At 30.7% G+C, this 22,753-nt stretch carries 17 protein-coding genes and 3 pseudogenes; 15 read left to right on the top strand and 5 right to left on the bottom strand.

Going from position 1 to position 22,753, the window contains the following annotated elements:
* The first annotated feature begins 9 nt into the window (after positions 1–9).
* Positions 10–1,902: a hypothetical protein gene (locus tag A9D35_RS13330; RefSeq protein WP_066223796.1), complete on the top strand. Its 1,893-nt coding sequence runs from the start codon at positions 10–12 to the stop codon at positions 1,900–1,902.
* Positions 1,903–2,002: 100 nt separating this feature from the next.
* Here A9D35_RS13330 and A9D35_RS13335 read toward each other — a convergent pair.
* Together A9D35_RS13335 and A9D35_RS13340 are read right to left on the bottom strand one after the other, a co-directional pair.
* A pseudogene (locus A9D35_RS13335) lies at positions 2,003–2,386 on the bottom strand (ATP-binding protein); the annotation flags it as partial.
* 111 nt (positions 2,387–2,497) lie between these two features.
* The gene (locus A9D35_RS13340; RefSeq protein WP_066223798.1) at positions 2,498–2,809 is read right to left on the bottom strand and encodes a helix-turn-helix domain-containing protein; all 312 of its coding nucleotides are present in this window, start codon (positions 2,807–2,809) and stop codon (positions 2,498–2,500) included.
* Positions 2,810–3,047: 238 nt separating this feature from the next.
* On the opposite strand from A9D35_RS13340, the gene A9D35_RS18410 reads away from it, so the two are divergent.
* The 14 genes and pseudogenes from A9D35_RS18410 to A9D35_RS18700 all read left to right on the top strand — a co-directional run bounded on the left by A9D35_RS18410 (position 3,048) and on the right by A9D35_RS18700 (position 19,420).
* Positions 3,048–4,907: an O-antigen ligase family protein gene (locus tag A9D35_RS18410; protein ID WP_141675537.1), complete on the top strand. Its 1,860-nt coding sequence runs from the start codon at positions 3,048–3,050 to the stop codon at positions 4,905–4,907.
* Positions 4,908–4,973: 66 nt separating this feature from the next.
* Positions 4,974–6,059 (top strand): efflux RND transporter periplasmic adaptor subunit, encoded by a 1,086-nt coding sequence (locus tag A9D35_RS13355; protein WP_083191702.1) that lies wholly within the window; start codon positions 4,974–4,976, stop codon positions 6,057–6,059.
* Positions 6,060–6,383: 324 nt separating this feature from the next.
* Entirely contained in the window at positions 6,384–7,217 is an 834-nt protein-coding gene (locus tag A9D35_RS19495; protein WP_083191703.1) for an efflux RND transporter permease subunit, read from the top strand.
* The gene (locus tag A9D35_RS13360) at positions 7,202–9,457 is read left to right on the top strand and encodes an efflux RND transporter permease subunit (RefSeq protein ID WP_159427061.1); all 2,256 of its coding nucleotides are present in this window, start codon (positions 7,202–7,204) and stop codon (positions 9,455–9,457) included. The genes A9D35_RS19495 and A9D35_RS13360 overlap by 16 nt, the downstream gene beginning before the upstream one ends.
* Positions 9,454–10,968 (top strand): TolC family protein, encoded by a 1,515-nt coding sequence (locus tag A9D35_RS13365; protein WP_159427062.1) that lies wholly within the window; start codon positions 9,454–9,456, stop codon positions 10,966–10,968. Before A9D35_RS13360 ends, A9D35_RS13365 begins: the two co-directional genes overlap by 4 nt.
* An 18-nt stretch (positions 10,969–10,986) precedes the next feature.
* On the top strand, positions 10,987–11,187 hold the full coding sequence (locus A9D35_RS13370) for a DeoR family transcriptional regulator (protein WP_066223808.1): 201 nt from the start codon (positions 10,987–10,989) through the stop codon (positions 11,185–11,187).
* Between the two features lie 613 nt (positions 11,188–11,800).
* A pseudogene (locus A9D35_RS13375) lies at positions 11,801–14,859 on the top strand (efflux RND transporter permease subunit).
* Positions 14,860–15,384: 525 nt separating this feature from the next.
* Positions 15,385–16,395, top strand: coding sequence for an IS21 family transposase (gene istA / locus A9D35_RS13380; RefSeq protein ID WP_235817902.1), 1,011 nt, complete (start codon positions 15,385–15,387; stop codon positions 16,393–16,395).
* 59 nt (positions 16,396–16,454) lie between these two features.
* Entirely contained in the window at positions 16,455–16,742 is a 288-nt protein-coding gene (locus tag A9D35_RS19790; protein ID WP_439951255.1) for a hypothetical protein, read from the top strand.
* A 266-nt stretch (positions 16,743–17,008) separates the two neighbouring features.
* On the top strand, positions 17,009–17,449 hold the full coding sequence (locus A9D35_RS13385) for an ATP-binding protein (protein ID WP_235817903.1): 441 nt from the start codon (positions 17,009–17,011) through the stop codon (positions 17,447–17,449).
* Between the two features lie 78 nt (positions 17,450–17,527).
* Positions 17,528–18,583 carry an IS5 family transposase gene (locus tag A9D35_RS13390; protein ID WP_066223811.1) on the top strand — a complete coding sequence of 352 codons (1,056 nt, stop codon included), beginning with the start codon at positions 17,528–17,530 and terminating at the stop codon, positions 18,581–18,583.
* A complete protein-coding gene (locus tag A9D35_RS18580; protein WP_141675538.1) occupies positions 18,513–18,851 on the top strand; it encodes a transposase in 339 nt (112 codons plus the stop codon). The genes A9D35_RS13390 and A9D35_RS18580 overlap by 71 nt, the downstream gene beginning before the upstream one ends.
* A pseudogene (locus A9D35_RS13395) lies at positions 18,850–19,170 on the top strand (ATP-binding protein); the annotation flags it as partial. The gene A9D35_RS18580 and the pseudogene A9D35_RS13395, both read left to right, overlap by 2 nt.
* A gap of 85 nt (positions 19,171–19,255) precedes the next feature.
* Positions 19,256–19,420, top strand: coding sequence for a hypothetical protein (locus tag A9D35_RS18700; RefSeq protein ID WP_159427064.1), 165 nt, complete (start codon positions 19,256–19,258; stop codon positions 19,418–19,420).
* Positions 19,421–20,086: 666 nt separating this feature from the next.
* Here the strand turns inward: A9D35_RS18700 and A9D35_RS13405 are convergent.
* The 3 genes from A9D35_RS13405 to A9D35_RS13415 all read right to left on the bottom strand — a co-directional run bounded on the left by A9D35_RS13405 (position 20,087) and on the right by A9D35_RS13415 (position 22,057).
* The gene (locus A9D35_RS13405) at positions 20,087–20,659 is read right to left on the bottom strand and encodes a hypothetical protein (protein ID WP_066223816.1); all 573 of its coding nucleotides are present in this window, start codon (positions 20,657–20,659) and stop codon (positions 20,087–20,089) included.
* Positions 20,649–21,725: a BF3164 family lipoprotein gene (locus A9D35_RS13410; protein WP_066223817.1), complete on the bottom strand. Its 1,077-nt coding sequence runs from the start codon at positions 21,723–21,725 to the stop codon at positions 20,649–20,651. Before A9D35_RS13410 ends, A9D35_RS13405 begins: the two co-directional genes overlap by 11 nt.
* Before the next feature lie 80 nt (positions 21,726–21,805).
* Positions 21,806–22,057, bottom strand: coding sequence for a hypothetical protein (locus tag A9D35_RS13415; RefSeq protein WP_066223820.1), 252 nt, complete (start codon positions 22,055–22,057; stop codon positions 21,806–21,808).
* Positions 22,058–22,753 lie beyond the last annotated feature (696 nt).

Here is a 22,753-nt window from a genome sequence, read left to right on the forward strand (position 1 = left end):
GAATAAAAAATGGCAATTAAATTAAAATTAATCTTGATTATTATAGTATTGTTTAATGCATTTTCTTGTCAAAAAAATAAACAGGAGAGTTTAAGGTATGATGTGTTAAATAAATTTAAAAATGATGATAAAAAATATAATTCAGCTAAATTTATATTAGATAATTTTAATAATAAAGTCCATTATGAAGGAATTTTATACAACACCTATTTGGAATTAATAAATAAATATTCAAATGATTCTCTTGTTGTATTAAATGATTCCTTAAATAAAATTTATAATTCTTTTAAACACTTTATGTTAGATTATGATTTTAATCGAGTTACCGACGATTATCTTGAGTATGATATTAATATGGCGTATAATGCTATTAATAAAGTTAGCTGGAAAAATTCTATTAATAAAATGGATTTAAACTCGAGCATAGTTTCTTATAAGGTCAATAATTCGAAATTAGAATATTGGAGGGATAGTGTGTATAGTGATTTTGGGGACTTACCTTTTAAGTTTGATTCATTGATAGAAGCAACTGAATATTTAGTAAACGAAGCTACCGACCAAAAAAAAGATTTTAAGATAAAAGAAACTTTTTTTCCTGATTTACCATATTCTTCATTAAAACGTCTTAATTATGGAACCTGTAAGGAGCTAAGTGATTACATGTCATTTATATTGAGAGCTTATGCTATTCCTGTAAATAAAGATTTTACTCCTAACTATACCAATATTCATGCAGGTCATTTTTGGAATAGTATAAGAGGTGAAAATGGAAAAGTTATTCCTTTTACCGTGCCTTTGGAAGTTGATACCCTAGGTCGTTTTAAGTCAGAAAGTTATAGGTTGGGTAAGGTTTATAGAAGAACTTTTGTTGAAAATTTAAATAGTCATGCTTCTATTTTTGGAAAGAATAATTTTTTTGAAGGATTTTTGAATGATGAATTTATTAAGGATGTTACAGATGAGTATATAAAAACTTATAGTATAAGTGTACCGGTGCTTTCGAGAAATTTAGATTTTGATGTAGCTTACCTTTATGTTTTTAATAACAAGTTTTGGACTCCTTTAGCTTGGGGAACAATAAGTAGAAATAGTAATAAAGAGGAGGTGATGTTTGAAAAAGTGGGTGTGGGAAGTGTTTATTTACCTACATTAAAAATAGAGAATGGAGATTATTATTTTAATTATCCATTTATATTACGTGAAAATGGTAATATTGATATAAAAAAACCAAATAAAGATAGTTTGATTTCGTTAAATGTCTTTAGAAAATATCCATTAACAGACCGGATAAAGTTTTTTATAAATAGGATGAATGGAGGAATATTTCAATTATCAAATAATTCTGATTTTTCTAACTCTGTAGACGTTTATACTATAAAAAATTTGGATGATGAGTACTTTAAGGAAGTTAAATTTGATTTAGATAAAAAGTATCAATATATCAGATATGTTGGACCTGCTGATTCGTTCTGTAATTTATCAGAGTTAGAATTTTATTTTAATGACCAAAAGTTAGAAGGAAATATTATTGGTTCAGAAGGAACCCATCCTAAATTTAAATCAAACACTAAGGACAAAGCATTTGATGATGATGTGTTAACTTTTTATTATGCACCTGAACCAAATCATTCTTGGATAGGAATGGATTTTACAAAACCAATATCTATAAACAAAATTAAGTTCTGCCCAAGAATTTCTAATAATGTTATTATCCCAGGCAATGTATATGAACTTTTTTATTGGGATAATAGATGGGTTTCATTAGGTGTGAAAAAAGCAAAAGAAAAGGTTCTTAAATTTAATAATGTTCCATCAGGTGCTCTGTATTTTATCAAAAATCATTCAGAAGGAAAGCAAGAACGTATATTCACATATGAAAACGATAAACAAGTTTGGTGGTAAAAACTGGATGGGGCGGACAAAGTGAGCCACCCTCGGCGTGTCAAACTGAGCATAGTAAACTAAGTGCTCAAAATCGATTCATTTGTGTTTAAATTTAGTGTTATTTTTTTAATTTTTTACGCATAGATTTTCCTTTAATATCAATGCGATGAGCTGTGTGTACAAGTTTGTCTAAAATGGCATCTGCAATGGTGTGTTCTCCAATCAGTTCATGCCAGGCTTCCACAGGTAATTGTGAGGTAATAATGGTAATGTGTTTACCATGGCGATCTTCAATAATTTCCATTAATGCATGACGGTTCATATTATCCAGAGCTCTCAGACCAAAATCGTCTAAAATTAAAAGATCTTGTTTTTCTAGTTTACTAATCTGTTTTAAATAGGAACCATCTGCCTTAGCGGTTTTTAATAAGGTAAACAGTTTATTGGTATTATAATATACAACCTTGTAGCCTAGAGAACACGCTTGATGACCTATAGCAGAGTAAAATCTATAAATAATTTATCGCCGGCTTTATGTGTAAAATGCATTACAGGGGACACTTCCTTGCTCCATTCTCGACACCAGTATCTGAACTGGGATAGTTTATAGCCATTAGGATGCTTGGCATAATATTCCTGTCATAAAAGTACTTTCCTTATCAAAATAAGGAAAGTACTTTTCTAATATAACAAGCTGTTCGGGTTTGGTTTTTTGGTCCGATTTAAAAAGTCTGTCTAACTCTTCTAAGGTCATGGATGACACTTCATAGCCTGTTAACTCATATCGTTTGAAGAAATCGATGTACTTATCGATGGTATCACGTGAAATGTCAAGTTGAAGGCTTATTTTTCGCTTACTGACACCCTCACTGTAAAGTTTAAATATCTGTTTTATTTTACGCATATCTATTTGTTTATTGGCCATGATCTTTTTAGGCAAAAGATTGAAAATGCCGTACAAATAGAATCGATTTTTTAGTGGCTCAGTTTAATCCGCTGTAGGTGGCTCACTATGGCCGTTTTTTGCAATCGCTTCAAGCGGAGTAAATTTAAACGCCTCAATATGTAAGAAAATTCTGCAAAATATATATGGTTTTTCCTCAAGAGATTTGATTGTTAAATTTGTAGTTTTACAACAATTAATTTATGAATTATTTATTTATATGTCACAAAACATAGGAAATCAATTAATTTTTGTCTTTTTAATATTCACTTTAATATTTGTGCCTCAAATAAATATAGCAACATATGTCCAGTCAACAATAGTCAGTAAATTAATAGTTTTTTTATACAGTTGTTTGATTATCCTAAGTGTTTTTATTTTTAATGTTGTTTTAAGTGATCATAAGTCTATTAAACTAACCAAATTAGATATTTTACTCTTTGGTTGTTTTTGTTATTTAATTATAAACAGATATCTTATTCATTCATATTATGGCTTTTCTATTAGCTTCATTGAATTAATTGGTTTAAGCTCTTTTTATTTGGTTTTAAGGATTATAAAAATACGTAAGTTCTTTTTGATATTTCTTTTGTTATCCATATCTCTATCTGGTATTTTGCAGTCCGTTTATGGGGTAATGCAATTGATGGGAGTCTACTCTTCTAACCATTCAGGGTTTAAGGTAACTGGTAGTTTCTTTAACCCCGGACCATATGCAGGCTTTCTAGCCTCAGTTTGGCCAATATGTATGGGCCTGTATCTATTTAAAAATTCAATTGTTAAAAAGATAGAACTAAGGAATAGAAATAATTTAAGAATTTTAAATGTTTTATTAGAATACATTCCGTTAATAGGATTATTTTGTATATCTGTTGTTCTTCCTGTGACTCGGTCCAGAGGCTCTTGGGTTGCAGTCATTTTAAGCACCGTTTTTTTGCTGGAACTTAAATATTTTTATTTTAAGCGATACTTTAAATACAAGGGGAGGTTTAAATCGGGAGCTTTACTTTTTTGTTCAATAATATTAATAAGTATTGCTTCAATTTTTATTTACAATTTTAAAAAAGAATCATCAGATGGAAGGTTGTTTATATGGAAGGTGACAACTGAAATAATAAAAGATAACCCTGTCTTTGGTGTTGGTTTTGATTTGTTTAAAGCTCATTATATGAATTATCAAGCTGATTATTTCAAAAAAAATGGCGAAACATCAGAAGCGTGGGTCGCAGATAATTCTTATTATGCATTTAATGAGTTTTTACAATTTTTTATAGAAAATGGGATATTTGGTGGTATAATAATTGTCTCCATTGTGTTTGTTTTATTTGTAAAAGTTAAAGTTTCTGAAGAAAATCAAGACATATACTTTCTGTTATTGGGTGGGATAGTCGGAATTGGTGTTTTTTCGTTTTTTTCTTATTCTATGCAAATATTGCCAATTAAATTAATTTTAGTAGTCCTTTTAGCGATATTGGCAAAACTTGATAATATCAATATTGTAGTTTTAGAAAAAATAAACTATTCCTCAATAAGATTATTTAACACTTTAATTTTATTATTGGGATTTTTTGGAATTATCAATGGGTTGACTTACACAGTAAGATTAGATAATAGTTTTAAGATTTGGAAAAGGGCCTTAAATAATTATCAATATGGAAACTACAACGGAGCAATAGAAGGTTATTCAGAAATATATTTGACCTTTAACAAGAGTGGAGATTTCTTAATGAACTATGGAAAAACTCTGTCAATTGTTAATAAAAATAATGAGGCTGTTGAGGTTTTACTGGAAGCCAAAAAATATTTAAACACAACAATTATAGAAACTGCTTTAGGTGATTCATATAAAGGTATAAATCATTTTAAAAATGCTGAGTCAGCATATCAAAGAGCATTTTATATGATTCCAACTCGTTTTTATCCTCTATATTTATTGGCGAATTTATATAATGAGAATGGTGATTATACTAAAGCTAGTGCAATGGCTAGACAAATATTAAACAAAGAAATTAAGATACCTTCAATAGCGATTAATGAGATAAATGAAGAGATGAGAAAACTTTTAAATAAAAATTATTGATTTATAAAGAAGATTTAAATTTATAATAATCAATGTAATCGATTACATTGATAGCAAAAATAAAATATGATAAATTATTCTAGGCTAATAATGCATTTTTTAATGTGTACTTCTCTTTATAATTGTTCTAATATAAAATCTGATAATATAAAGGATGAGATTATTGGAAAGAAAGTATATCCCCAACGTAAAAATGAGGTAAATATAATTGTATTGAAAAATGCCATTTTCAAAAATCAAATAGTTAGTAATGGGCGTTTAGTGGCTTTAGAAAAAAGTGAACTAAAATTTAATGTAAGTGAAAAACTTGAGAGGATATATGTTAAAAATGGCGATAATGTACAAAAAGGACAATTGTTAGCAACCCTAAGCCCATTTACATATCAGCAAAAAGTAGATAAGGCTGAAATAGATTTAAAGAAAGTAACTTTAGAGTTTAAAGACTTACAAGTACGTCGTGGTTTTGATCCAAACAATGTGAATGATTCGAACAAAAAGGAATATGAAAATATAGCTATTAAATCTGGTTACAAAAATGCTCTGCATCAATTGGAGAATGCACGTTTTGATTTAAAATCTACTAAATTAAGAGCTCCTTTTAATGGTAAAATAGCTAATTTAAACCTTAAGGAATATGATCAAATTAATTCAAGTGAAGTTTTTTTAACAATAATAAACGATTCAGTGTTCGAGGTTGAATTTTTTATTATAGAATCTGAATTAAATGATATTAAAATTAGAGACATTGTAATCATAAAACCTTTTGCTAGCGATAAAAACTACGAGGGTTACATTACTTCTATAAATCCTCAGGTAGGAAAAGATGGTACTATTTTAATTAAAGCTCAAGTTAAGAATAATGGAGGATTACTTGAAGGGATGAATGTAAAAGTATTCATTGAAAAAGAAATTCCAGATCAGTATGTTGTACCAAAAGAAGCAGTAGTCTTAAGAGATAATCAAGAGGTATTATTCTTAGCAAGAAAAGGAAAAGCCTATTGGACTTATGTGCAAACTACTAATGAAAATAGTAATTCTTATACTGTAATTCCAGATTCCGAAAAAAGTAGTGCTTCTTTAAAGTCAGGAGATACCATTATTATTTCAAATAATTTGAATTTAGCGCATGATAGTGAAATTGTTATAAAATAAATATTCACAAATAAATATTGTTTAACCAAATAAATGAGAAAATGACATAAAATAATTTAATATAAAGACCTACTAATTTAAGCTGATATTATGTTTAGTAAAGTAGCATAATTTAACTAGACTTTACAAATAAAAATATTTGAATTAGATATTAATAACATGGAGCTAGCTGCATAGTCATTCAACTAATTATCCAGATTTTTGTAGGTCCATTATTGAAAATTTAACTTATAATAATTGAAGATCATTATACTAATTGTTCTGTAGTTCAAAGAGTGGAAAATATTAATCATAATAAATTTTAAATACTAACCAATTACTTTTATGGTTAAATTTTTAATACATAAACCAATAGCAGTTTTAATGACTACTCTTGGTATACTTTTTTTTGGAGCCTATGCTTTTAGTTTAATACCTGTATCCTTAATGCCAAATATAGATATTCCTGAAATTACGGTACAAGTACAGGTTGATAACATGTCCGCAAGACAATTGGAGGATGCTATTATTAAACCCTTGCGTTTTAGCTTAATGCAAGTTGGCCACTTAAATGATATACAAAGTGAAGCAAGTAATAATTTAGGAACTATTAAATTAAATTTTACACATGGCACTCATATCGATTATGCTTTTATTGAAGTCAATGAAAAAATAGATAGAGTAGTTGGTAGTTTACCTAAGATTATTAAACGACCAAAAGTTTTAAAGGCAAGCGCGACTGATATTCCTGTGTTTTATTTAACCATGACAGTTAAAGATTCGGATAACTGGTTACAACGAGATAAAGTAGACGGTAATGGTTTGTATCGTATTCCTCAAAAATTTATAGATTTTAACCGTTTTGCCAATAAAGTAATCCGTAAACGCATTGAGCAAGTTGAAGAAGTTGCCATGGTAGATATTAGTGGATTGTTATCTCCCGAAATTCTAATAATACCTGATCAAAATAAGTTAGATGCCTTAGGTATAAGTTTGGAGGAATTGGAATTGTCCATTAAAGAAAATGATTTAGATATAGGAAGCCTATTGATAAAAGATAATCAATATCAATTCGATATCCGTTTAGGGAATTCATTACGCACTATTAAAGATATTCAATCTATATATATTAACAAAATAATCATATTTATCAGCTTAAGGAATTGGCAGAGGTTTTAGAGCAACCGCAAAAACGGACAGGTTTAGTTTTGTCGGATGCTAAGGAAGCAGTAACCATGGCAATTATAAAACAAAGTGATGCAAAAATTGGCGATTTAAAGGTTGAATTAGATAAGTTAGTTGAAGCTTTAAAGAAAGATTATTCTGATATTGATTTTTCTGTTTCTAGGGATCAAACTAAGTTATTAGATTATGCTATCAATAATTTATATCAAAGTTTGGTTTGGGGGGTCTTACTCGCTTTTGTTATTATGTTTTTGTTTTTAAAAAATGTAAAATCACCTATACTTATCGTTATTTCAATTCCATTATCTGTTATTGTATGCTTACTGTTTTTTTATTTATTGGATATTTCTATTAATATTATTTCCCTATCAGGTTTGGTTTTGGGTATAGGGTTAATGATAGATAATTCTATAATAGTAATTGATAATATTACACAGTATAGGAATAGGGGGTTCGAAATCTCAAAGGCTTGTGAGTTAGGGGTTAATGAGGTTGTGAGGCCTTTGCTGAGTTCAGCATTAACCACGTGTGCTGTATTTTTACCTTTGATCTTTTTGAGTGGTATCAGTGGAGCTTTATTTTATGATCAAGCTATGGCTATAACTATTGGGTTATTTGTGTCGTTAGTGATTTCAATTACCCTATTGCCAGTGTTGTATCGTCTATTTCATGTGAGAGATAATGGTAAATTAACTCGTTTTTTGAATAAAATTAATACATTGGATTATGAGGCTTTGTATGACAAGGGATTTAAATGGGTCATGCGAAAGCAGTTCCATTCTTTAGTTATCATTATCCTTCTACTTTTTACGACAGTAATTTTATTTGAGATATTACCAAAAAAACAAATGCCAAACATTAAAAGTAATGAAACACTTTTAAAAATAGATTGGAATGAACCAATAAATGTTGACGAAAACAAGCGCAGGGTATTGGAGTTATTAGATTTAATTCAAGAAGATTTAATAAATCAAACTGCTTTAGTAGGAACACAACAGTTTTTATTTGATCGAGAGTCAGAAGCAAAAACATCTGAAACAACTATTTACCTTCAAGCAAAAACACAGAGAGATCTTATATTTATTAAATCATTATTGAATAATTTATTCGTGGAAAAATATCCAAAAATGGTATACAAATATAAAGAAGTAGATAATATATTCAGTCTTATATTTTCAAATAAAGAAGCTCCTTTGGTTGCCAGATTAAGAAATGTTGAAAACTTAGGAAATCAACAAAATGATCAATTAGAAACGTTGTGGAGCCAATTGAAAAAAAAATTAAACGGAATAGAATTAAAGCCTATAGCGTGGGAGGAGTATTTCAAGTTGAATGTTGATGCAGAAAAATTAATGGTTTATAATGTAAATTCCAATATATTATTTAACAGTCTTAAAAGTGCTTTTAACAAACTGGAGATATTGTCCATTGTGGATGATCAAACCTTTGTTCCTTTAATATTAGGAAGAAGGGCTATGAGTATTAGGGATGTTTTAAATGAAGTAACAGTAAAATCACAAGATAGTACTGTCTTTCACGTGAAAAGTTTTATTAGGGTTAATAAAGGGGTAGGTTTAAAGCGTATCATAGGTGGTAAGGAAGGTGAATATTATCCTGTTGAACTTAATGTTGAGGATGAAAATGTAAATAAAACAATGGAAAAAGTAAAGGAGGTGGTGTATAATAATCCACACTATGATGTTAATTTTTCAGGTCGTTTTTTTTCAAATCAAAAGTTAATTTCCGAGTTTAAAATGGTGTTGTTAATTTCTATAATACTGCTCTATTTTATTTTAGCTTCTCAATTCGAATCTTTTGTTTTACCTATAATTATTTTATTGGAAGTTCCTATAGATTTAGCAGGGGCATTTTTGTTTTTACAACTTTTTGGTTTAAGTATTAATTTAATGTCCATGATTGGTATAGTGGTAATGAGTGGTATTATCATTAACGATTCTATATTAAAAGTGGATACTATTGTTCAATTACAACGTAGGGGGTACCCATTAATTAAAGCCTTGTTGGTAGCTGGTCAACGGCGGTTAAAACCAATTCTTATGACTACATCAACCACAATTCTAGCCTTGGTTCCTTTGCTTTTTGCAAGTGGTTTGGGGGCAGAGTTACAAATGCCTTTGGCAGTTGCACTAATAGGAGGAATGATTTTAGGTACGCTTGTTAGTCTTTATTTTATACCATTATGTTATTATTTTTTAAGCAAGAAATTTCGATGAATACTATTAAAAAGACACAAATAATATTTTCATTTTCACTCGTTTTTATATCAGGTAAATTTGTTGCACAATCAGAAAAGGAATTTTCTGAAATAAAACAGAATATTACTTTAAACGAAGTCTTAACTATTGCTAGTAAACATTCGTTGGATGTTTATAAAGCCAAAAGAAAATATGGTATAAGTTATTGGGATTATAAATCTTTTAAAGCAAGTTTGCTCCCAAAAATTGATTTTGAAACGCGCCCATTTACTTACAGTAGCGCTTTAGTTCAGCGTTATGATTCAGAGCAAAATATAGATGTGTTTAGACAACAACAAACTATTAATAGTTACGCGGATGTTTATTTATCTCAAAATATAGGGATGTTTGGAACTAAGTTATATATGAGTTCGAGTTTTGATAGATTAGAAAACTTTGGCGAAATAGAAACTGTAAGTTATAATGTAACTCCTCTAAGGGTTGGTCTAATTCAACCAATTATGGCATTTAACACATTTAAATGGAAGGATCAAATAGCTCCATTAGAAGTTCAAAAGGCAAAACAAAATTTTATTTACGAATTGCAAGAAATTAACTTAAAAACAATTAGACTTTTTTTTGATTGGGCATTAGCAAATCAAAAAGTTAAAATTGCTAAAGAAAATAAATCTTCTGCACAAAAGTTATTCAATATTGGAAAAAAGCGATACGATTTAATTGCTATAGAACGAGACGAACTATTAAATCTTGAATTGGAGGTCTATAATTCTAGTACTAATTTGACGCAATGCATTCAAGATTTACAGAAAACTGAGAGTGAAATGAAATTATATTTAAGAGATCAATTGCCTAGTAATTTGGTTCCTGTTTTACCGGAAATGGTTTCGGATATTGTAATTAACTTAAATAAAGCGATAGGTTTAGCATATCAGAATAATCCAAATATTATAGATTTAAAATTAAAAAAAATAGAGGCATTAAGAGATTTAGATAAAGAAATTAAAGAAAATAGGTTCGATTTGTCAGTAACTGCTAGTTATGGTCTAAATCAACAAGCAGATACATTTGCCAAGGCCTATAGTAATTTTTTGAATCAACAATTAGTGGCAATTCAATTGAATATTCCAATCTTAGATTGGGGTGAACGTCATGGAAAAATAGAAATGGCAAAAATGAACAATGATGTTATAGAGGTTCAATTAGAACAAACTGAGGAAGCTTTTAAGCAAGAGGTTACATTGAAAGTTTTAGAGTTTAATCTTCAAAAAGAACTTGTAATGGGAAAACTACGAACAAGAGAAATCTCAAAAGAGTCTTACAATTTAACGCAACAGCGTTTCATTTCTGGTAATGTAGATTTTTTGAACTTGTCAGCTTCCCGAAAAGCTTGGCAATTGGCAAATGAAAACTATATAATGGCATTAAAGGATTATTGGACTTTGTATTATAATGTTCAAAAATTAACACTTTTTAACTTTATAGAAGACACAGAGTTAATTCAAGACTATACAAATTTTATAGAAGAATAAGGGTTTAAATTTTTATTTATGACATACTCAGAAAGGAAAGAAAAGGAAGGTTATTTGTTGTATCTAATTGAACAGGAAAGATTGACTGATTTAGAGAAAGTTGCTAATGGTTTTGGATGTAGTAAGAGGACAATCAAACGAATGTTGTCAGAACTTAGAGCAGAAGGCAAAAATATTATCTATTGCAGAAAAAAAAATAGATATTATATAAAAAAATAAAGAGTGACAGAATTTGTCATTGTAATATATTTGTTTTGTAAATAGGAAACCCACGAAGCGATAAGAATGATTAAAAAATATAATCACAAATTGTTTAACTAAAAAAAGCTTATGAGATAATCCCATAATACTTAGAGGAAAATCTTTAATCTTATTTATTGATTGAATAGTTTCAAAAAATGATTATTTAATCTTTCGTTAAATATATATGAGAAATTCTATATTTTACAATCTTATTTTAAGATATACTATATTCTTTTGTTAAAAGGAATTATAAAAACGTACAAAATTATTAGATTAAGTTATTCATAATTTAATATTTTAAACCAAAAAAATAGTTGTTAATAAATTTAAAATGGTTAATTTTTTATGGTAGATTATATTTTCAAAGGCATTCTAAGATACTTTAGATAATAATGCTTTATACTAGAACAGAAAATTATTGATAGGTTATGTTTTGTATTGTTTTTGCTATTTTGGAAAAAATTAATTGAGACTGTTCGTTCAAAATCGAAAATCAAAAAAATAAAAATTGAAATTCAAACTAAATTCATTCTCAATTGTTATTATTTTCGTTTGTCTTTCTATTATCGGAGCAAGCCTTATACCCATATTGACTGTTCAGTTAGTGCCATCCAGATCATTACCATCAATAGAGGTTAGTTATAGTTGGCAAAATGCTTCTGCTAAAATTATAGAACAAGAGGTTACTTCAAAATTGGAGGGTGTATTTAACACTGTTAAAGGAGTAAAAAGTATTAGCTCAAATTCTGATAAAGGAAAAGGACATATCTCAATTAAATTCAAAAAAATGTAAACATAGATGCTGTTCGATTTGAATTATCAAACTTAGTCCGTCAAACATATTCTGAACTACCAGATGGAGTAAGTTATCCATACATCTCAAAAAGTTCTTTAAGTGAAGATACATCACCACTTTTATCTTATAGTATTAATGCCAATGAAAGTCCACATTATATAAAAAAATATGTTGAAACACATATAGTTCCAAAACTGTCTAATGTTAAAGGGATTAATCGAATTAATGTCCACGGAGCGGCTCCATTCGAATGGGTTATTGAGTATAGTAGCAGTAAGGTTGAAAAATTAAAATTGACGATTAGTGAATTAGAACAAGCTATTAATGATTATTTAATAGATCGGGAATTAGGTAATGCTGTGTTTTATAACGATACTGGTAAATCTAATCATATTATGTCTTTAATGATGTCGTATAAGCCTAATGATACTATAGATTGGGGTAGAATTCCCATTAAAAAGTTAGATAATCGTATTATTTATTTGAGAGATATTGGAACAGTAAGTTTAAAAGAAGCAGAAATAACAAGTTATTATAGAATTAATGGTTTAAACACTATTAATATGATAATTTATGCGGATCAAGGCGTTAATACACTTGATCTATCAAAGAAAGTTAGGACTAGAGTTAATGCGCTTAAGAGAGAATTGGTTAATGTTTATAATATAAAGTTAACACATGACAATTCCGAATATGTAATAGGAGAATTACATAAAATACAAATGAGAACTCTGTTTTCTTTTCTAATATTATTAATTCTTATATTGATTATTAATAGAAGCTTTAAGTATTTAGCTGTTCTTTTTATAAGTATCGTCACAAACCTATTAATTTCTATTATTTTTTATTATTTATTTAGAGTAGAACTGCAATTATATTCGCTTGCAGGTTTAACTATTTCTTTTGGAATTATTATAGATAATAGTATCATCATGATAGATCATATTCGATATAAAGGAGATAAAAAGGCATTTTTGGCTATTTTGGCAGCAACATTTACAACTATAGGAGCCTTGCTCGTTGTTTTTTTGTTGGAAGAAAATCAAAGGGTTGATTTATTGGATTTTACTATTGTCATTGCAATCAATATTGGGGTGTCATTACTAATATCTTTATATTATGTGCCTTCCCTTTTAGACAAAATAAAATTATCCAAAAAGAATAAACATTTTTCAAGAAAAAGAAAGCGTCGAATTTTAAAATATTCTAAGTATTACTCAGACCTTATGTTTTGGCTTAAAAAGCCACGTTTTCAATGGTTATTTATTTTAATTTTAATAATTGGTTTTGGAATTCCTTTTAATATTTTGCCAAAAAAAATTGAGGAAGATAGTTTTTTTAATAAAATTTACAATAATAGTATTGGGGCAGAATGGTTCATTAATGATGTTAGACCAACCTTAGAAAAAGTAATGGGTGGCTCTTTAAGACTTTTTACAGAATATGTTTTCGAAAATTCATTTTATTCAGAACCAGAAAAAACAATATTAAGAGTAAAAGGGGCTATGCCAGATGGATGTTCAATAGATCAGCTAAACGAAGCCATAATCAAGATGGAAAATTATATAAGTCAATTTGAAGAGGTTGAACTATTTGAAACTAGAATATCAAGTTATAGAAATTCCAATATTAATATCTATTTTAAAGATTCTCATGAGTTTGGAAGTTTTCCATATACTTTAAAAAGCCTATTGGAATCTAAGGCCATCAGTTTAGGTGGATTGGACTGGTTAGTTAGTGGCGTAGGGAAGGGGTTTTCTAATGCTTTAGGGTCTGATTTTAAACAATATCGAATTATATTAGAAGGTTTTAATTATGATAATTTGTATGGCTACGCTGAGCAATTGAAACAGCAGCTAATTGATAGTTCCAGTTCAAGAGTAAAGAATGTGGAAATCACTAGTGGAGGTTGGAGAGATAATTCCTTATACGAATATTTTTTAGATTTTGACAATCGTAAATTAGCAATAGCTAACATTTCACAATTTCAGTTATATAATTATTTAAGAAATCAAGTAAATTCTAGTAAATTAACTTCTGTAATTGAAAATCATGAACTTCAAGATGTAAGGTTAATTTCTGATAATTATAAAAGTTTTAATGTTTGGGATTTAAACAATACACCAATTTACATTAGAAATGAACAATATAAACTCAATCAGATAGCAACCCTGGAAAAGAGCAGAACAGGAAATGTTATAAGAAAATATAACCAACAATACGGTTTGACGGTTGCTTTTGATTTTCTTGGATCATCAAAATTGGCAAATAAAATAAGAGAAAAAAATATTCAAAGTTTTCAACCAAAATTGCCATTGGGCTATAAAATTTCAGAACAGAAATTCAATAGATGGGATAAGGAGGAAAAAAAACAGTATTATTATCTTTTTATAGTGGTTTTAATTATATTTTTTATTTGTGCTATATTATTGGAATCATTAAAGCAGCCATTTGCTATTATTTGTATGATTCCAATTTCTTTTATAGGAGTATTTTTAACCTTTTATTTGTTTGATTTTAATTTTGATCAGGGCGGTTATGCTGCATTCATTTTATTGTGTGGAATAAGTGTGAATTCTGCCCTGTATATAATTAATGATTTTAATAATTTATTAGTACAATACCCTAAAAGAGATTTAAGAGTGTTGTACTTCAAGGCTTTTAATTTTAAGATAATACCAATTATGTTAACAGTTGTTTCGACAATTGTTGGATTAATACCTTTTGTTTGGAATGGACAAAAGGAAGCATTTTGGTTTTCATTTGCGGCAGGCTCTATAGGTGGCTTATTTTTTTCGTTAATAGGAATATTTATTTATTTACCATTGTTCATTTTAAAAAAAGCTAATTGAAATGATAATATGCTACTTAAAACTATAGAACCAGCTCATCGTACCACGTCCTATGGCTGTAAACCCTTTGCAGACTTGTTAAGAAGAGCCGTATGATGTGAGAGCATCACGTGCGGTTCTGTGAGAGGTTTAGGGTTAAGATCCCCATTTACCTACTCGACCTTTATGGAGTTATTCACAATCATTACTGCAAACACCGGTCAAAGTGGTCACCTGATACCGGAACAACGTGGTCAGGCTTACCGATTGAAACTGGTTACCTAAAAACATAGAACTTTTTCATTCTGTTGAAGTCCTACTTACGTTACAAAAAGCGAAAGGATGGCAAATAGAAAAACAGACATGAGTAAAGTAAGAAAAACATAGGTATTGGCTAATTCGGTTCGGATTGTGCCACTCATTTCGGTTTAATTGTGCCACCTATTTCGGTTCGATTTATGCCAACTGAAATTATTTAGGCGAAAAACGTTTCGATTTGTGCCACTTTAAGAGATCAAGTAATTACCTTATCGTTTAAAAGACCATATGGCCAACACACTTGATCCTATGGGCCTAAAACAGATTGTCAACTTAAAACAGGACGGTTATAGTAACCGCCAAATTGGAGCCACCCTTGGCATCTCCCGCAATACTGTAAACAGCTACATGCACCTGTTCAAGGGCAGCGGTTACAGCCTTAAGGAGTTGTTAAACCTAGACAACCACTCACTAGAAAAGCTTTTTACTTCTCATACTACCATAAATAATAATCGCTACGATGAATTGATGCTTTATTTTGAAAGCATAAACAAGGCTCGGAACCATCCAGGCTTTACCTTTTTACACCACTACACCAACTATAGTCAAAAGGTGAAAAAATCTTATAGCTATACCCAATTCATGGCACACTACCATCGTAAATACGCTAAGATAAAGGGTTCTATGAAACTTGAATATGAAGCAGGAAAAGAGATGTTCGTGGACTATGCTGGAAAAAAACTTCAGATTGTGGGCAAAAATACAGGAGAAATACGTCCTGTAGAGTTCTTTGTTGCCATCCTGCCCAATAGCCAGTACACCTATGTGGAGGCCTGTATGAGTCAAAAACGTGAGGATTTTATAAGTTGCTGCGAAAACGCCCTTCACTTCTACGGGGGCGTGCCCAAGGCCATCGTATCGGACAACCTAAAATCTGCTGTTACTAGATCTAGTAAATACGAAGCCCATATTAATCGTAGTTTTAAAGACTTTGCTCGTCATTATAACTGCGTGGTCAATCCGACACGCAGTTACTCTCCTCAAGATAAAGCTCTGGTAGAAAACGCGGTGCATCTGGCTTACCAACGCATTTATTACCCACTTCGGGAGATGAGCTTTTTCTCTTTGGCAGACCTAAACAAAGAGATAAGACTTCTGCTAGAGCGCTACAACAACTTGCTGTTCCAACGCAAAGAAGCTAGTCGTCTGGAACTCTTTCAAACCGTGGAGCGAGAATACTTAAAGCCATTAAGCAGTACACGCTATGAGATAAAAGAATATAAAAGGGCTATAGTTTAGAAAATAGGCTATATCTATTTTCACCAGATAAGACCTACTATAGCGTACCGTACCGCTACATCGGCAAGGAAACCACCCTGCATTATACCAAAGGCATGGTAGAGGTGCATTATAACCAGCAACGTATAGCTATACACCAACGTAGCGGTGCCAAAGGTGCATACATAACCAACAAAGACCATCTTAGTAGCTCCACAAACAATATAGCCAGTGGAGTCCCCAATACTTTAAAAACGAGGCTGCTGCTCATGGTAGTTATGTTTCAGCATGTGTCGAACAGATTATTGCCGCTTTGGATTATCCTGAAACAGGCTATAAAAGAGCTATGGGTCTATTCAACTCCATAAGTCTTATGGCTCCCACAGATTAGATAATGCTTGCAAAAGAGCCTTACAGGCTGATGCTGTAAGCTATAGCAGGATAAGCAATATCCTGAAAAACAACCTAGATCAAAGCACCCTTTTCCTGCAAGATGAAGGAGACAGAAGCTCCCACATCCCCAAACACGCGAACATCCGTGGGGCATCCAATTATAAATAAAAACAACATGAAAAAATCACTTAAATTTTAAACACATATGAATACAAATCAAACCATCGAAAAGCTCAGGAAAATGAGATTAACCGCCATGGCCGAACTCCATCACAACCACCTTAGTGACAACCGCATAGAAGGTCTTACCCCAGACCAGTATGTAGCATTGCTTACCGACCATCAGTGGGAGGACCTTCAAAACCGAAAGATAAAAAGGCTTATAACTCAAGCTACCTTTAAGCAAGGAGCCACACTAACTGATATTAATTACTCGCACAACAGAAATTTGGATCGAAATATGTTCGAGCGATTAGCTACTCTAGATTTTATACAAAAAAAGAAAAACTTGATTGTTACAGGGTCTTCTGTGGTGGGTAAAAGTTATATAGCCCAAGCCTTGAGACACCAAGTGTGTATGATGAATAAAAGGACGCTATACACTAATACTGCTAGACTGATGAAACGATTAAAGCTAAGTAGTCGTTCCTTAAAAACAGATTATCTCTTTGTTTATCAGTAAAATATATTTAAATATATTGATTTTTGAGTGCTTTAAATTGCAATAAAAAGCGTATCTTCAGTTCTAAACCTTGCAATTTTGGTAGGAAAAACAGATATGAAAAAACAGTGTGATTTGTTTCGACCCATGTTGGTCGATTTTATAAATATTCAGCATGAGCTAGTACTTTTAGCAGATAAAATAGACTGGAATTATTTTGAAAAAGAGTTTTCTGAGTTTTATTCACAGCTAGGTCGGCCATCCATGCCCATTCGTTTGATGGTCGGTTGTTTGATGCTCAAGCGGATCTACAATTTGGGAGATGAGACACTGGCCGAAGCCTGGATTAGGGACCCTTACATGCAATATTTTTGTGGGATGTCCCACTTTGAGCATAAATTTCCCTGTGACCCGAGCGATTTTGTACATTTTAGAAAACGCATCGGAGCAGATGGCGTAGAGTTAATATTCACTTATTCAGTACTAATCCACGGTAAAAAAGCACAAGAAAAACAGGTTTTATCAGACACAACGGTACAGGAAAGCAATACTACTTTTCCAACAGATGCAAAATTGGCTAAACTCGTAATTGATAAATGCAATGATTTAGCCAGACAATCAGGTATCACTCAAAGACAATCATACACTCGTGTCTCCAAGCAATTGGTTCGGGATACATTCAATTCTAAACATCCCAAACGGGCAGTAAAGGCAAAAAAAGCAGGCAAAAAATTAAAAACCATAGCTGGTAGGCTTATACGAGAACTTGAAAGAGAATTAACTCCCAATCAATTGGCACAGCATCAAGAAGAGCTAACTTTTTATTGGCAGGTGGTAAACCAACAGCGTACAGACAAGAACAAGATTTACAGTATTCACAAACCCTTTAGCAGCTGTATAGCTAAAGGAAAAGCCCATAAGCAATATGAATTTGGCAATAAGGTTGGACTACTGATAACATCCAAATCCCTAATCATTACAGCAATTAAAGCTTTTGAAGGAAACCCACATGACAGCAAAACCATTGAGCCACTTATCGAACAAGCAAAGTATAATAATTTGACCGTTCCGCAAGAAGTTGTTTATGACCGTGGCGGTAAAGGAAAAAAGCAAATCGGAGACACTAGTCTCAACCCCAGACAACAGACCTCTTAAGCGCGATACAGATTACAAACGAAAGAAAAAACGAAATAAGTTTAGACGTAGAGCAGCAATAGAACCAGTTATCGGACACCTGAAAACAGATTTTAGGATGGGGCAAAACTATCTACATGGAGCCATTTCTCCTCAAATCAACGCATTTTTAGCTGCTGCTGGATGGAATTTAAAGAAAATGATGCTTCAACTTAAAGATCAAGCTTTTTATTTGCTTCAATTTTTATTACGTTTATTAAATCCTATAAATTATATGCTAGCTTGTTAAGGAACGACTAAGTAAAGTAGACGGCACCTATCTCAAAGAACTTGGAAAACTATTAAAAGTAGACCTGCTTATCCTTGATGATTTTGGATTGCAAAGCTTCGACAATCATGACAGGGAAGCGCTTATGGATATTATCGACGAAAGACATAATAAAAACGCAACTATTATAGCATCGCAGATACCGGTATCAGCTTGGTATGATATTATTGGTGAAAGTACCATCGCCGATGCTATACTAGATCGTATCGTAAACTCATCCCACAGGATAAACCTCACTGGAGAATCCTTGAGAAAGGGAAAATTAAAAGACGACTATTAATTAAATTTAACTATTATTGTAAGATCTCTTAATGAGGCACTGTTTGACCGAAATACGTGGCATGGTCAAACCGAAATAACCATATATGGAACATAAGGCCGGAGATAAGCTTTTTATTGGTTATGCAGGAAAGAAACTATCCATTGTAAATAAACAAACAGGAGAAATAACAGAAGTTGAATTTTTTGTGGCCATAGTAGGCGCCAGCCAATATACGTATGCTGAAGCCTCTCCAAGTCAGCAAAAGTAAGACTTCATTGCTTCGGTTGAAAATGCTTTACATTTTTATGGCGGAGTACCCTAGGCCATTGTCCCAGATAATTTAAAATCAGCGGTAACAAAGAGTAGTAAATTTGAAACGACTATTAATGAAACCTTTTTAGACTTTGCAGAACACTATCAAACCGCAGTGTTACCGGCAAGATCTTATAAACCCAGAGATAAAGCTTTAGCTGAAGGCGCTGTTAGAATACTTTATCAAAGAATCTATATAGCACTTCGAAACAGGGTTTTCCACTCTTTAGAAGCACTTAATGATGCCATCTGGGATGAACTAGACAAGCATAATAACAAAAAGCTTACAAGTAGGCCATTATCGCGTTTGCAAATGTTTTGTTGGATAGTTACCCGTTTAAATTTTGGTCAACGACTAAAAGTTTGGTCTCTAAGGTTACTTTCTGGTACCTTTTTTTTGCCAGTGTTCATTTTGTGTTTTCATAAGTGACTATAATTAATGTTTAATTTTTAGTCAACCTATTTCATGAAATTTACACGGTCAAAATTGGTTGCAACACAGTACCTATGGGTAGTTGAGTGTTTTAGCATTTAACTTTACAAGTATACGCCGAACTGAAAATCCTTGAGATTTTCAGAAGTAGGTGAGAACAAGCAATCACTTATAGGAGCCAATGTTGGGCTATGGCCTTGTTGTTCTTTTTCGTAATTCATTTAAATACATTTCTTTAATTTTTTTAGAGTAAATAGGATTACCCAGTAATAATATTTTGTTTTCACTATCTGTTAAAACTGTTTTGAAATGATTCTCTTTATCCATAAACTTATTTTTTTCAATGTAATCATCATCTAAATCAAAAAAAATAGGATATGAAAAGTTCTTAATCTTATTTGTTTCAAATAAATGCATTATTAATTCAAAATTGTCATGAGATGAACAAATCAAAATAACAGGTACTTGATAACTTTTAAAAGATGTAATGATATCAGCCCATAGACTAATTTCTTCTAAACAAGTTGAACAGGATACATTGATATGTGAATAAATTTTATATTTAGAGTTTGCTATTTCTGTACTATCTACATTATAACCGGACGAGGGATGATTATACAAAGTTAAATTGCTAGGGATCATTAATTTCGTCCCAATTGTTAATTCTGTAACAGATTTTAAGTTTTTTTCTTGTTTTTTTTCGCATGAAGACATGCTTATTAAAAAGAAACTAAGCATAAAAAGTTTAAAGTTAAATTTCATCTTTTAAAATATTGATTTTAGAATACATAACATATCCCGTATTAGGGTCATAGGCGTATAATATTTTGTCATCATCTGAAACAGTTAAACATTGAATTTTTTTATCTAATACAATTTTTCTAATTGGTGTGCCATGCCAATCGTAAACATATATATGGCTAGCAAATCCACTATCTTCATTGAAGACAGGATTGCCTGAATATGCCAAATAAATAAAATTATCTGTAATGGCACTACTAATAAATGTTCGTTTTGTGTTTTCTGTAATTTTACCTGTTTTTTTAAAAACAGGGTCAATTTCTATTACATCAGGACATTGAATTGTTTTACTAATTTTACTTTTTATATCAAAAATTTTTATTTTGTCCATAAATCTATATACTACAACTGTTTTATCTCCACTAGGTTTATTATGTATGTAGGATTGATATGTATATTTGTATTTATGAATTGGAGTATCATCAGAGGTGGTTTTAATCTTCTCAAATTCATTCTTAACATATCCAGAAACCAGTTCAATTTGTTGGATTTCATAAGGAGATTTATTAGAGCCAACAGCAAAATAATTTTGATCATTTATAAAATCAATTTTATAAAAAGATTCATTGACTGGATATTCATTAAAAGAAAAGGCGTTATTGCTCAGTGCTTTATCAATATCAGTCATTAATATTTTTTTTAAAACAATATCATAAAGCCATAATTTATTTTCTTTTACACCAGTAGCTATTCCTGCTATAGCCTCACCAGGTCCTCTACCCCCATTCAAATAACCGTCGGAAAGTTCATTTTTTTTAATAGAATAATTGTAGAAAAAGAAATCCTTATTGCCATCTGGATTGAAAATTATCATAGTTGAGTCTATCAAATGCATCATACCTACTACCCCTTTATTAAATTCAAATAAATTTTTAAAAGAAATATTGTCAGTTTTTGAGAAATGTGATGATGAAATTGAATTTTTATTTTCATTTTTACATGATACTAAGATTAAAAAAGTTAGAAATATAATTGTAAACATTTTTAACATCTTACTATTCACTATTGAAATTTTTAAATTATTCATACTTATCTGTTTTATATTTGAGAGTAGATGGCTTTTGAAATAAGCCATCTACTTTTAAGTTTAATAAATTTTTATTCTTACTAAACATTACAAGAATCCGCGTATGGTACAGTTGTTTCTACGCACCTTTGTACGACAATAAGATTACTGCAGGTATCTTCCCAATTACCTGTATATCGACAACCATTAACTGGGCCGTCTTCTGCATTTGCAACGTTCAAGGCTATTAAGCTTGATAAGTCAGTATCACCTTTAGTAATTGAATTCGAATTAAAAAATAAAGATAAGGCTATAGCAATAACCCCTAAGCTTGTTAAAATTTTTGATTTCATTTGTGAAATTTTTAATTGATATCGAGAGAACTTTGCTCTCTTATAATAAGTTTATGTTATTTTTTCAGTCCAGCGAGGAGTTTTACTTTTGTAAAACAAACAGAATTGTATCCGCTAATCTCAAATAACAAAGATTACCTCTAGGTGTTTGAATTTACCGTTTATATCATAGGCTTTTTATAGTTATAGATTTATAGTGAATTTCTAATTATAATTTTTTTGTAAAAAAAACATATCACAGGGGCAAATTCTGTCACTTTGCTATTTATTTAGAAGATATTTTTTACTTTTTCTACAATATTTGATATTATAACTTTATAGTCTTGATTTTTTTAACATTCGCTTAATGGTTCTAAAGCTACAGTTATAATCTGTAGATACTTTCTCTAAATCATTTAGTCTTTTTTGTTCGATTAAATACAACAAATAACTTTCCTTTTCTTTTCGTTCTGAGTATGTTGGATGGGGCGGAAAACCTAACCACTGGCAACGGATAAATAGAACCATGTCCTTTATGGCTCTCAGCCAATGCTGGCTAAAGAGTTATTAAAAATTAGCTATGCTCACTTTTATTCGCTGTCGACGGTATACAATACCGGTTTTTTTGCAGTTAATAAACTGACGTATATTTTAGGGTTTTTATACTTACTTTATTCCTCATCGAGTGGCTCTAAATTATCGATTTTGTAATCTCAT

Origin of the sequence: Formosa haliotis, assembly GCF_001685485.1 — a bacterium.
GTDB lineage: Bacteria > Bacteroidota > Bacteroidia > Flavobacteriales > Flavobacteriaceae > Formosa > Formosa haliotis.